The organism is Prevotella melaninogenica (assembly GCF_018127925.1).
Classification (GTDB): domain Bacteria; phylum Bacteroidota; class Bacteroidia; order Bacteroidales; family Bacteroidaceae; genus Prevotella; species Prevotella melaninogenica_C.
Genome location: NZ_CP072348.1, coordinates 1339996 through 1352688, shown reverse-complemented (window position 1 = coordinate 1352688; position 12693 = coordinate 1339996). Strand labels below are relative to the sequence as shown.

The following is a 12693-nucleotide window of genomic DNA, read 5'->3' as shown; positions in this document are numbered from 1 at the left end:
GATATGAAACAGTTAATCGTTGGCCTCGGAGAGGCATTGTGGGATTGTCTTCCTGAGGGAAGAAAACTCGGTGGCGCACCTGCAAACTTTGCTTATCATACAGGACAGTTTGGGCATGATTCGTTGGCTATTAGTGCTGTCGGAAATGATGCCTTGGGTAAGGAAACACTCGATGAATTCGAAAAAAAAGGCGTAAAATACTTGATGCCGGAGGTGGATTATCAGACAGGAACGGTGCAGGTTGAACTCGACAGTGAAGGTATACCTACCTATGACATCAAAGAGGGAGTAGCATGGGATAACATACCGTTTACTCCTGAGATTGAAGAAGCAGCCAAGAACTGTCGTGCAGTATGCTTTGGTTCACTCGCACAGCGTAGTAGTGTAAGCCGCCAGACAATACAGAAATTCCTCGAAACAACGCCAAAGGATTGTCTCAAGATATTTGATATCAATCTTCGTCAGAACTTCTATACAAAGGAGGTTATCACCACTTCGCTCCAGCATGCCAATATCCTCAAGATTAATGATGAGGAACTTGTTACTATCGGTCGTCTTTTCGGTTATCCAGGTCTTGATATAGAGAATAAGTGTTGGTTGCTTTTAGGAAAGTACAATCTTGATATGCTTGTGCTGACTTGTGGTGTCAACGGTTCGTATGTCTTTGCACCAAACCTCAAGTCGTTCCAAGAAACACCATCGGTTGAGGTTGCTGATACCGTAGGTGCAGGTGATTCCTTTACGGGTGCTTTCACTTCAGCCATCCTTGCAGGTATGCCTCTTCCAGATGCTCATAAGTTAGCAGTGGATGTTAGTGCGTATGTCTGCACGCAGAATGGTGCTATGCCAAAACTCCCTAAGGAACTATTGGATAGAATTAAGTAATTTATTCCTTTCCCTAATACGTCAGATTGCTTCTGTGTGGGATAATAGTTGTTTATCGTACGTATCTTAATAGGTGAAGGATAATTGGTATTTAGATAAACTACATGGTCCGGATTGATTGAGTGAAGGATAACTTTTCTCGATTAATTCGGGCTTTTTTGTGTGCTTGTCTTGGAGTTCTTAAGGTTCTTCCGAATATGGATTGATAAACTAAAAGTCTTATATAATGGGCACACTGAGTCACGGAGGGGACGGAGGTAATGCAATGTCACGGAGGTGCTGACGGCACAAAGAGCGACGGAGGTATAGCGTAGTGATTCTTGATAACTATTTTGGGGTAAACGCTTTGTATATAAATTGCTAATAGAATTGGCAAACAAGTTCCGTGGCTCTATGCACCGACGGTGCCTCTGTTACTTCCATTGCTTTGTTTTTATAATCCTCCGCCCTAAAAACCTTGTTCTTTTTAATACTCGAAAACTCAATGATAGTGTTTTGAAAAATCATTACATAATTTGCGATAAAACACCCATAAATAAGGTTGAAAGCATATGAAAAAGGTAGGTTCGTAATCAACAGGATATCAGTTAGTTATAAAACGGTAACGCAAAAGGTGCTTAATTGGACTTCAAAAGGGCGTTAGTAAGGGTCTTGAAGGGCACCTTTTGCAAGTCAATTGGGCGTCTTTTGGAAGCCAAAAGAGCATGTGTTAGTATTGAGTTGTGTGAAAATAGTTTACAAACATCAACTAATAAGGGAATAAGTTGCTTGTAGAAGTCAGATAGACGTTGCACCTAATTACATTTATCATGTAGTTTATCCCTCTCCATAAAATCATTTAATTAGAGCAAATCATACCATGCCTGTGGATTAATTTTATTCTATTACCAATCTACATGTTTAACGGAAGAACCCTTTTTTCATGAAGATAACTCTTTCTTTTCAAGTAAATAATTATTTTTCTTTTTGAAAGTAATTCGCAAAGGGGCATGAATTTTACTATAATTCATCATTAACCAAGGTTCACAAAGGCTTATAGAATCGTTTAATTGAGGGCTTAATCTGTCGTTAAAAGTAAAATAAAGAGAAAGTAAGAGCTATTAAAGGGTGTGTTTGTAGCAGTCTTAGTTGATTTACTAACTTAGTGTTTGTCATTTCGTTTTTTTTATGTAAGTTTGTATGCTCAATGGAGTTTCATAAGACCTAAGACCAATTTTAAGAAATAAAAATACCTAAGTATAACATCATTATGAATCCGAACCTAACAAAGACACTTCTGCCCATAGCTGCATTGGCTTGTGGACAAGTTAACGTAATGGCGCAGAAACACCAGCAACGCCCAAACATCATTTATATTATGTGTGATGATATGGGCTATGGCGACCTTGGTTGCTATGGTCAGCAGTATATTCTTACACCGAATATTGACCGTATGGCAAAGGAAGGTATGCGTTTTACACAAGCCTATGCGGGTGCACCAGTGAGTGCTCCATCGCGTGCCTGCTTTATGACAGGACAACATTCTGGACATACGGAAGTAAGAGGAAACAAGGAATATTGGGCACCAAGTAAGCCTATCTATTATGGAAAAAACCGCGATTTCAGTGTTGTTGGTCAGCATCCTTACGACCCAGAGCATGTCATCCTACCTGAAATTATGAAAGACAATGGCTACCGCACGGGTATGTTCGGTAAGTGGGCTGGTGGTTATGAAGGCTCTAAGTCAACTCCAGATAAGCGTGGGGTGGATGAGTTTTATGGTTATATCTGTCAGTTCCAAGCACATCTTTATTACCCAAACTTCCTCAATGAATATAGCAGAGAGCGTGGAGACAGTGCGGTAAAGCGTGTTGTGATGCAGAATAATATCGATTATCCGATGTTTGGTGAGCAGTATGCACAACGTAAAGACTACTCAGCCGACCTCATACATCAGCACGCTTTGAATTGGTTGAAGCATCAGAACAAGGAAAAACCATTCTTTGGTATCTTCACTTATACGCTTCCTCATGCAGAGCTAACACAACCCAACGACTCACTCGTGGCTTTCTATAAAAAGAAGTTCTTTGAAGATAAGACTTGGGGAGGGCAGGAAGGTTCACGTTATAATGCCGTAGAGCATACCCATGCACAGTTTGCTGCGATGATAACTCGCCTTGATGCGTATGTAGGAGAGATCCTTCGTACCTTAGATGAGCAAGGACTTGCTGAAAACACACTCGTCATCTTTACCAGTGACAACGGCCCTCATGAGGAGGGTGGAGCCGACCCAACCTTCTTCAATCGTGATGGTAAGTTGCGAGGACTTAAACGCCAGTGTTACGAGGGAGGAATTCGTATTCCGTTTATTGCCCGCTGGAAGGGACGTGTTAAGGAAGGAGTGACCAACGACTTGCCGTTTGCTTTCTACGACTTGATGCCAACTTTCTGTGATGTGGCAGGTGTACGCAACTTCCCCAAACGCTATATTAATAAGAAAAAAACTATCGATTATTTCGATGGAATCTCTATTTTCCCAACCTTGATGAGCGATGAAAAGGCACAAAAACGCCACCCACACCTTTATTGGGAGTTTGCTGAGACCAATCAGATAGGTGTTCGTATGGGAGATTGGAAACTCATTGTTATCCGTGGTGTACCACATCTTTACAACCTTGCAACAGACCTTCACGAAGATAAGGACGTAGCACAGGAACATCCAGAGCTTGTTGATCAGATGGTAAAGATTATCTATCAAGAGCATGTTGACAATCCGTTATTCCCGATTACAATGCCGATGGAAAGGGGAAAATAAGGCTTAAACAACTAAAAACTATTCTATATGAATCAAAACATTACAAAGGCAATCTTGCCGTTGGCGGCACTGTCGTGTGTCCACGGTAAGATGCTTGCGCAGGATGCGGCACGTCCTAACATCCTTTACATTATGTGTGACGACCACGCTATGCAGGCAATTAGTGCATATGGTAGTCCTATCTCGAAGTTAGCTCCTACACCAAACATCGATCGTTTGGCACAACGAGGAATGCTCTTTCGCAACTGTTTCGTGGAGAACTCATTGTCAACGCCAAGTCGTGCTTGCTTGATGACAGGACTCTACAGCCACCAGAATGGTCAAAGACAGTTGGCTGAGGGTATCGATACAACAAAGACTTTTGTCCCAGAGCTGATGCAGAAGGCAGGTTACGAGACAGGTATCGTAGGTAAATGGCACATGATGTGTCGCCCAAAGGGCTTCGATTACTATTATATCCTTGATGGTCAGGGAAAGTACTATAATCCAAATTTCTGCACAACAGGCAACTATGGCAAGTATAAACAGGAGATGGGTTATGCTACAACACTGACTACTAAGCATGCGATAGAATTCCTTGACCATCGACAGAAGGACAAGCCTTTCTGCTTGTATGTGCATCATAAGGCACCACATCGCAGCTGGTTTGCTGAACCAAAGCATATCGGAATGTATGATGGGATAGACTTCCCATTGCCAAAAACCTTCTGGGATAACTATGAAAACCGTGGTTCGGCAGCTAAAACACAGAAGATGAATATTGAGAAAGATATGGAGTTAATCTTAGACTTCAAGATTCCAGAGCTTCTCGATACATCAGACGTGGAGAGTATGGCTTCTTATGCAGGTTTGATGGGCGAACTTGGTCGTATGACAGCAGCACAAAGAATGGCATGGGATAAGTATTATATGCCAAGAAACCGCCGTTTCATCGAGGCGAAACTCTCAGGAAAAGACCTCGCAGTGTGGAAGTATCAGAATTATATTCGTGATTATATGTCTGTTATTGCTTCGGTAGACGAGAGTGTCGGTCAGCTGTTAGATTATCTTAAGGCACATGATTTGGATAAGAATACTGTGGTTATCTATACCTCAGATCAAGGTTTCTATATGGGCGAACATGGATGGTTTGACAAGCGATTTATGTATGAGGAGTCTTTACACACCCCACTTATCATCAGCTACCCAGGTCATATCAAAGAAGGAGTAGAGAACACTGATATGGTACAGAACATCGACTTTGCACCAACTTTCCTTGCTTATGCCGGTGTACAACAGCCAAAGGAGATGACAGGTAAGCCACTGCAGCCGCTGCTTGCTGGTAATAAGCCAAAGAACTGGCGTAAGGATTTATATTATCACTACTACGATTATCCTACTTATCACCTTGTTCGTAAGCACGATGGTGTACGTAATGATCGCTACAAACTTATCTATTTCTATGGTAAAGGTGGTATGCGTGCCGTGGAGGAGAATAAGTATCAGAAGATACCGGGTACGAGTGAGTATAACTGTCTGAAGTATTTGAATGCAACACACTACTTCAACGACGATGCTGATGTAAGCTATTACGAGCTTTACGACCTGCAGAATGACCCTGACGAGTTGAATAATATCTACGGAAAGAAGGGTACGGAGAAGGTAACAAAGCAGCTGATGAAGCGTTTGAATGATTATCGTAAAGAACTGAAAATAGATGAGTATTAATGCGCTGTAGACTCTTGCCGTTTTAGAGTCTTAGCATATAAAGACGTTAAGAGGGTCAAGTCAATTCTTTCCTTAGTATGATTTTAGGGAAAGATTGACTTGACTCTCTTTTTGATTTGTAGCTATTGGAGGAGAAAATGCAAACGCCTTTATTGCTGTGTCATAGGAATTAAGGTGTATGTAGCCTGTGGAAGCCTTCTTTTTAGCCGTGAATTAGGGGGGGAGGAATGCTCCGCACCAATGGTGCGGAGGGCTAAGACCAATAGTGCGAATGCTTAGCACCTGATGTGCGGAGCATTAGCACCAATGGTGCGGAGGCTTAGCACCATATGTGCGGAGCGTTAGCACATTGAGTATCTATCACCTTCAGAGGAGAAATTAATGGCAAAGAAAAAGGATGCACAGCCTGTGCATCCCTTTGTTATATAGTAGGTAAATAGTTCAGAGACCAATGAGTTAAATAGATTTTACCTTTGTGAAGGATAAGGTTAGAGCAGCTTTAGAAGCTCTTCAACCATGCCTTCAAGTCCATCATCATTTCCTCATGGTAGCGGAAGCCAATCTTGCTGCCCCAACCATGGCCGCCACCAGGATAAACGTGGAGAGAACCACGAACGTCATTGCGGTACAACTCGGTGTAGAAGTTTACACCATTAGCTGGTGGAACAGTATCGTCGTCGTCGCTGAGTGCTATGAAAGTGCGTGGAGTAACACGGCTTACGTTCATGTCAGCACTGTATTTCTTCTCGTCACGCTTGCTTGGATTTTTACCAAGGAAGTTCTGACGACTTCTGTCGTGTCCGTAACCTTCCATCATTGAGATAACTGGATAGAAGAGAATTTGGAAGTTAGGCTTTGCCTCACCCTGACTTCTTGTTGCGATAGTTGCAGCGAGGTGGCCACCAGCAGAGAATCCCATGATACCAACATCATTACGGTTAATCTTCCAACTTGTTGCATTCAAGCGTACAAGTTTCATAGCCTGTTCAGCGTCAGACACAGGAACTTCTGGCTGACCATGTGGCATGCGATACTTCAAAACGATTGCTGCAATACCTTGATTCTGGAAGAATTCGCCCCAGTCGTAGCCCTCTTTCTCCATAGAAAGCGTCTCGTATGCACCACCTGGACAGATAACTACGGCACGGCCAGTAGCTTGTTTCTCCATAGGAAGGAATACGCGAACCTTGGCAGAGTCGTTTGGATCACCGTTATCGTAAGGTGGACGTCCATTATAAAGTTTAACGTCGAAGACACTTTGAGCCGACATTGTCATAGTGGCAGTGGCCAACCCCATTACGAGGAAAAGTTTTTTTAAATTCATTCTATTCTCAGTTTATTTGTTTTGTTCGTTTATCCCCTCTCTTTTTCTACGATATTTGGGTAGATAATTGATTTACAGAAAACAACACGTTACTGTAATAAGAAGAGGAATAAATCGTGTGATTTTGAACATGTAGTTGCAAAGTTAACAAAAAGATACGATTTCAATAGTAGATGTTTAGAGTTTTTAGTATATTTGCAAGCAGAAATAATAAAAGGTATAGAGTATAAACGAATTTTAATAATTTCGTATGACCGTTAACAACTGCCTTTTAGTTAGCTTTTTAAATGGTTACATCAATGTTCAAGAACAATATACAATCTCAAGATGCACGTATTAGATAAATTTCGGTATTGCCCCGTATGTGGAAGTAAACACTTTGTTGAACAGAATGAAAAAAGCAAACGCTGCGAGAGCTGTGGCTTTGAGTATTTCTTAAATCCAAGTTCTGCAGTAGCAGCATTTATTCTGAATGAGCAAGGAGAACTGCTTGTTACACGTAGGAAATTTGAGCCCGGACGTGGAACATTGGACCTTCCTGGAGGTTTTTGTGATATTGGAGAGACGATAGGCGAGGCACTGATACGTGAGGTGAAAGAGGAAACCAACCTGACTGTCAAGGAAAAACGTTACTTCTGTTCACTTCCGAATAAGTATCGTTACAGCGATTTTGATGTTCCTACACTTGACGCCTTTTTTGTTTGTAAGGTGGAGGATGAGACTGTATTAAAGGCTGCTGACGATGTAGAAGAGGCAATGTGGCTCCCTTTGTCAGAGGTTCACACAGAGCAGTTTGGGCTCCGTTCTATCCGTCAGGCACTATATGATTTCCTGCAAATGGAGTCGAAAAACTTAAAAAAGTAGAAATTTTGCCTATTATATAAGGTGTAAGCAAAAAGTTTAAGTACTTTTGCGTCCTTGAAAAAATGTACAAGATTGATTATGCAAGAAAACTTGGTAATAGTAGAGAGCCCGGCAAAGGCTAAGACCATAGAGAAGTTTCTCGGTAAGGATTATAAGGTGATGTCATCTTATGGACATATCCGTGACTTGAAGAAAAAGGAACTTAGCATTGACCTTGACACGTTAAATCCTGACTACGAAATCCCTGATGAGAAGAAGAAAGTAGTCAGTGAACTGAAGAAGAGTGCAAAAGCTGCCGATAAGGTTTGGTTAGCTTCCGATGAGGACCGTGAGGGAGAGGCTATCAGCTGGCACCTTTGCGAGGTTTTGGGATTGGATGAGGATAAAACGAATCGTATTGTTTTCCATGAGATTACCAAGCCAGCTATATTGAAAGCTATCGAGTCACCACGTCGTTTGGATATGAATCTTGTGAACGCACAGCAGGCTCGTCGTGTACTCGACCGCTTGGTTGGCTTCCGTCTTTCACCAGTGTTGTGGCGCAAAGTAAAGCCTGCTTTGAGTGCAGGACGTGTGCAGAGCGTAGCCGTTAGATTGATTGTTGAGCGTGAACGTGAGATACAAAACTTCAATTCAGAGCCTTACTACCGCTTGAATGCAGTCTTTGCTGTGACCAGTGAGGACGGTTCAAAGAATGAAGTGAAGGCAGAGTTGAGCAAGCGTTTTAAGACACATGAGGAAGCATTAGCGTTCCTTGAACTGTGTAAGACTTCAAAATTCAAGGTTTCATCGATTGCTAAGAAGCCTTTGAAGCGTACGCCAGCTCCTCCATTTACCACCTCAACCCTCCAGCAGGAAGCTGCAAGAAAACTCGGATTTACGGTAAGTCAGACGATGATGGTTGCCCAAAGATTATACGAGGCAGGTCGTATTACTTACATGCGTACTGATAGTGTGAATCTTTCAGCATTGGCGGTTGAGGGTTGTAAGACAGAGATAGAGCGACTCTATGGCGAAGATTATGGTAAAGTAAGAAAGTATCAGACGCATAGTAAGGGTGCTCAAGAAGCGCACGAGGCTATCCGTCCAACTTATATCGATAATGTTTCTATCGAAGGAACAAGCCAGGAAAAGCGTCTGTATGACCTTATTTGGAAACGTACGATTGCATCACAGATGGCGGATGCTAAGATAGAAAAGACCACAGTGAATATATCACTTGAGTCAGAAGAAGCCAAGAATACCAGCGATTTACAGTTTATTGCGAATGGTGAGGTAGTGGCTTTCGAAGGTTTCTTGAAGGTATATCACGAGTCAACTGACGATGACGAAAACAGTGAGGAGTTCTCACATGCACTCCCAGTAATGCATGAAGGCGAAGAGTTGGAACGTCGTGAAATCGTGTCAACAGAGCGTTATTCACAGGGGCCAAACCGCTATACGGAAGCAAGTCTTGTGCGTAAACTCGAAGAACTCGGTATTGGTCGCCCTTCAACTTACGCCCCAACAATCTCAACGATTCAGCAGCGTGAATACGTGCAGAAGGGAGATCGCAAGGGTGAAGAACGTAAGTATGCAGTTGACTCATTGCTTGGTTTGAAGATTAGCTCTAAGACAAAGAAGGAGATGGCAGGTGCTGATAAGGGTAAACTTATCCCAACCGACATCGGTATCGTAGTAAATGACTTCCTTATGAATAACTTCCCTGACATCATGGACTACAACTTCACCGCTAAGGTTGAACAGGAGTTTGATAAGATTGCAGAGGGAAAAGCAGAGTGGAATAAGGAGATGAAGACCTTCTATCAAGGCTTTGAACCAGAGGTGGAGAAGGTGATGAATGCCCGTTCTGAGCATAAGGCTGGTGAACGCGAACTTGGTCTTGACCCTGCAACAGGCAAACCTGTGTTCGTAAAGATTGGTCGTTTCGGTCCTGTGGTACAGATTGGTAGTGCTGACGATGAGGACAAACCACGCTTCTCACAGCTCCCATCTGATAAGAGTATGGAAGCCATTACCCTTGATGAGGCTTTGGAATTGTTTAAGTTACCACGTAACCTTGGACAGTTTGAGGGTACAGATGTCGTAATTGGCGCAGGTCGATTTGGTCCTTATGTGCTTCATGATAAGAAGTACACATCACTGCCAAAGGAGGAAGATCCACTCACGATCAGTCTTGATGCGGCTATCAATCTTATTCAAAAGAAGCGTCTGCAGGATGCACAGCGTCACTTAAAGACCTTCGAGGAAGATGCTAAGATGGAGGTGATGAATGGTCGTTATGGTCCTTATATCGCTTATGATGGTAAGAATTACCGTATGCCAAAAAACCTTCATGATAAGGCTGCTGAGCTTACTTATGAGCAGTGTATGGACATTGTAAAGAATGCTCCGGAACCAAAGCGTAAGAAGTAAGTGAATATAGACTCACCTATAAGGGAAAGGAAGACATCCACCACGTAGTCTGATGATAACAGACTATTGGGTGGATGATAAATATATCGTGAGTATGACAGAGCATACAGAAGAATATAAACCGCTTCGCATTATTCTCATTGGTTATATGGGTGCGGGCAAGACAACCGTAGGCAGAGCCTTGTCAAAGGAGTTGAACATTCCGTTCTACGACTTAGATTGGTACATAGAGAGCCGAATGCGTAAGACGGTGAAGCAAATCTTCGATGAAAGGGGAGAGGAAGGCTTCCGTATGATAGAGCAGTCAATGCTTCACGAAGTGGCTGAATTTGAGAATGTCATTATCTCTTGTGGGGGTGGAACTCCATGTTTCTTTGATAATATGGAGTATATGAATGGACAGGCTGAGACGGTTTATTTGAAAGCAGAGACTGATGTTCTGTACAAGCATCTGCTGATGGGGAAGTCGGTACGACCCCTCTTACTCAATAAGACAGCTGATGAAGTAAACCTGTTTATTCGCGAACAATTGAAGCATCGCGAATCTTTTTACACAAAGGCAAAGCACGTTCTTGACGTGAGTCTTATGGATAGTTACGACAAGATACAGATTTCGGTTAATCAACTTTGCGAGCTGTTAAAGTTGAATAAGACTAACATACAGAAATAAAATAGCTATTAATAGATAGTTAGAAACCAAATGCTCAAAGCAAATAATTGATTAATTCAAGATTATATATAGGGACAGAAGAATAGAAATGAAAAAGTGGACGATTGAAGATTCTCAAGAGTTGTACAACATCTCAGGGTGGGGTACATCTTACTTTGGTATTAACGAATCGGGTGATGTGTATGTAACACCTTGTAAGGACAATACACAAGTTGACTTACGTGACGTTATGGACGAACTCGCCCTGCGTGATGTGACACCTCCAGTGTTGCTCCGTTTCCCGGATATTCTCGATAACCGTATCGAGAAAACATCCTCTTGCTTTGAGAAAGCAAGGAAGGAATATGACTTCAAAGCAGAGAACTTCATCATCTATCCTATTAAGGTAAACCAGATGCAGCCGGTAGTTGAGGAGATTATCTCCCATGGACGTAAGTTCAACTTGGGCTTGGAAGCAGGCTCAAAGCCTGAGTTGCACGCTGTGATTGCCGTACAGTGTCAGAGCGATTCGCTCATTATTTGTAACGGATATAAGGATCAGAGCTATATTGAACTGGCTCTGTTAGCACAGAAGATGGGTAAGCGTATCTTCATTGTAGTGGAGAAACTCAATGAAATCGACCTTATTGCACGTGCTGCGAAGAAGTTGAATGTAAAGCCAAACCTTGGTATTCGCATCAAACTTGCTTCAAGTGGTTCTGGTAAGTGGGCTGATAGTGGTGGCGACGCTTCTAAGTTTGGTCTTACTTCTTCTGAACTCTTGCAGGCTTTAGAGACGCTTGATAACAAGGGATTGCACGATTGTTTGCATCTTATCCACTTCCATATCGGTTCACAGATTACGAAGATTCGTCGTATTCAGACAGCTCTCAACGAGGCTGCACAGTATTATGTGAACCTCAGAAAGATGGGTTATAACGTTGATTTCGTTGACTGTGGCGGTGGTTTAGGTGTCGACTACGATGGCACTCGCTCTGCAAGTAGCGAGAGTTCTGTCAACTATAGCATCCAAGAGTACGTCAACGACTGCGTCTATACCTTTGTTGATGCAGCCAATAAGAACGATATTCCACATCCAAACATCATTACTGAGAGCGGTAGAAGTCTTTCAGCTCATCACTCTGTCCTCGTGATTGATGTGCTTGAAACTGCCTCTCTGCCTGAGATGTCAGAGGATTTTGAGGCAAAGGATACCGACCATCAGTTGGTAAAAGACCTCTACGATATCTGGGACAACCTTGATTCTCGTAACATGTTAGAGGACTGGCACGATGCTGAACAGATTCGTGAGGAGGCGTTAGAGTTGTTCTCTCATGGCTTAGTAGACCTAAAGACACGTGCTGAAATTGAGGCAATGTATTGGAGTGTATGTCATGAAATCAACAATTTGGCAAAGAATATGAAGCATGTGCCTGATGAGTTGCGCAATATGGATAAGCTTCTTGCAGATAAATATTTCTGTAACTTCTCTCTCTTCCAGTCTCTTCCAGACAGTTGGGCGATTGATCAACTCTTCCCTGTAATGCCAATCCAACGACTCAATGAGCGTCCATCACGTAACGCTACATTGCAGGATATCACCTGTGATAGCGACGGTAAGATTTCAAACTTCGTTGCAATGGGGCGCAGTAGTCACGTTCTTCCTATCCACGCATTGAAGAAGAATGAGCCTTATTACCTCGGAGTCTTCCTCGTTGGAGCTTATCAAGAGATTTTAGGTGATATGCACAACCTCTTTGGTGATACCAATGCCGTACATGTTTCAGTAAAGGATGGCAGCTATCATATCAATCAGATCTTTGATGGTGAGACGGTAGAAGAGGTATTGGAGTATGTTCAGTACAATCCAAAGAAGCTTGTTCGTCAACTCGAAATATGGGTGACAAAGAGCGTAAAGCAGGGTAAGATTTCACTTGAGGAGGGTAAAGAGTTCCTCAGTAACTACCGCAGCGGACTCTACGGTTATACCTATTTGGAGTAAACTAAAATTCTCTTAGAAGAGTAGGGTAGCTGTAGTTATATCATAGAATTATC

8 protein-coding genes are annotated in these 12693 nt (G+C 42.6%); 7 read left to right on the top strand and 1 reads right to left on the bottom strand.

Annotated features, from left to right (window positions below):
* Positions 1-3 precede the first annotated feature (3 nt).
* From J4861_RS11090 to J4861_RS11080, 3 genes are all read left to right on the top strand, one after another.
* A complete protein-coding gene (locus J4861_RS11090; protein ID WP_211816877.1) occupies positions 4-885 on the top strand; it encodes a carbohydrate kinase family protein in 882 nt (293 codons plus the stop codon).
* Between the two features lie 1249 nt (positions 886-2134).
* Positions 2135-3679: an arylsulfatase gene (locus J4861_RS11085; protein ID WP_211816876.1), complete on the top strand. Its 1545-nt coding sequence runs from the start codon at positions 2135-2137 to the stop codon at positions 3677-3679.
* A gap of 27 nt (positions 3680-3706) precedes the next feature.
* Positions 3707-5386 (top strand): sulfatase family protein, encoded by a 1680-nt coding sequence (locus J4861_RS11080; RefSeq protein WP_211816875.1) that lies wholly within the window; start codon positions 3707-3709, stop codon positions 5384-5386.
* 499 nt (positions 5387-5885) lie between these two features.
* Here J4861_RS11080 and J4861_RS11075 read toward each other — a convergent pair whose 3' ends face one another.
* The gene (locus J4861_RS11075; RefSeq protein ID WP_211816874.1) at positions 5886-6710 is read right to left on the bottom strand and encodes an alpha/beta hydrolase; all 825 of its coding nucleotides are present in this window, start codon (positions 6708-6710) and stop codon (positions 5886-5888) included.
* A gap of 327 nt (positions 6711-7037) precedes the next feature.
* Here J4861_RS11075 and J4861_RS11070 point away from each other — a divergent pair, with 327 nt between their 5' ends.
* From J4861_RS11070 to speA, 4 genes are all read left to right on the top strand, one after another.
* Positions 7038-7574 (top strand): NUDIX domain-containing protein, encoded by a 537-nt coding sequence (locus J4861_RS11070; RefSeq protein ID WP_211816873.1) that lies wholly within the window; start codon positions 7038-7040, stop codon positions 7572-7574.
* 78 nt (positions 7575-7652) lie between these two features.
* Positions 7653-9989, top strand: coding sequence for a type I DNA topoisomerase (gene topA, locus J4861_RS11065; RefSeq protein ID WP_211816872.1), 2337 nt, complete (start codon positions 7653-7655; stop codon positions 9987-9989).
* Between the two features lie 94 nt (positions 9990-10083).
* Positions 10084-10659 (top strand): shikimate kinase, encoded by a 576-nt coding sequence (locus J4861_RS11060; protein WP_211817789.1) that lies wholly within the window; start codon positions 10084-10086, stop codon positions 10657-10659.
* Positions 10660-10747: 88 nt separating this feature from the next.
* Positions 10748-12640 (top strand): biosynthetic arginine decarboxylase, encoded by a 1893-nt coding sequence (gene speA / locus J4861_RS11055; protein ID WP_211816871.1) that lies wholly within the window; start codon positions 10748-10750, stop codon positions 12638-12640.
* Positions 12641-12693 lie beyond the last annotated feature (53 nt).

Coding starts and splice junctions, on each gene's coding strand:
- topA (WP_211816872.1), top strand. CDS start 7,653: ATGCAAGAAAACTTGGTAATAGTAGAGAGCCCGGCAAAGGCTAAGACC.
- J4861_RS11080 (WP_211816875.1), top strand. CDS start 3,707: ATGAATCAAAACATTACAAAGGCAATCTTGCCGTTGGCGGCACTGTCG.
- J4861_RS11075 (WP_211816874.1), bottom strand. CDS start 6,710: ATGAATTTAAAAAAACTTTTCCTCGTAATGGGGTTGGCCACTGCCACT.
- J4861_RS11060 (WP_211817789.1), top strand. CDS start 10,084: ATGACAGAGCATACAGAAGAATATAAACCGCTTCGCATTATTCTCATT.
- J4861_RS11090 (WP_211816877.1), top strand. CDS start 4: ATGAAACAGTTAATCGTTGGCCTCGGAGAGGCATTGTGGGATTGTCTT.
- speA (WP_211816871.1), top strand. CDS start 10,748: ATGAAAAAGTGGACGATTGAAGATTCTCAAGAGTTGTACAACATCTCA.
- J4861_RS11070 (WP_211816873.1), top strand. CDS start 7,038: ATGCACGTATTAGATAAATTTCGGTATTGCCCCGTATGTGGAAGTAAA.
- J4861_RS11085 (WP_211816876.1), top strand. CDS start 2,135: ATGAATCCGAACCTAACAAAGACACTTCTGCCCATAGCTGCATTGGCT.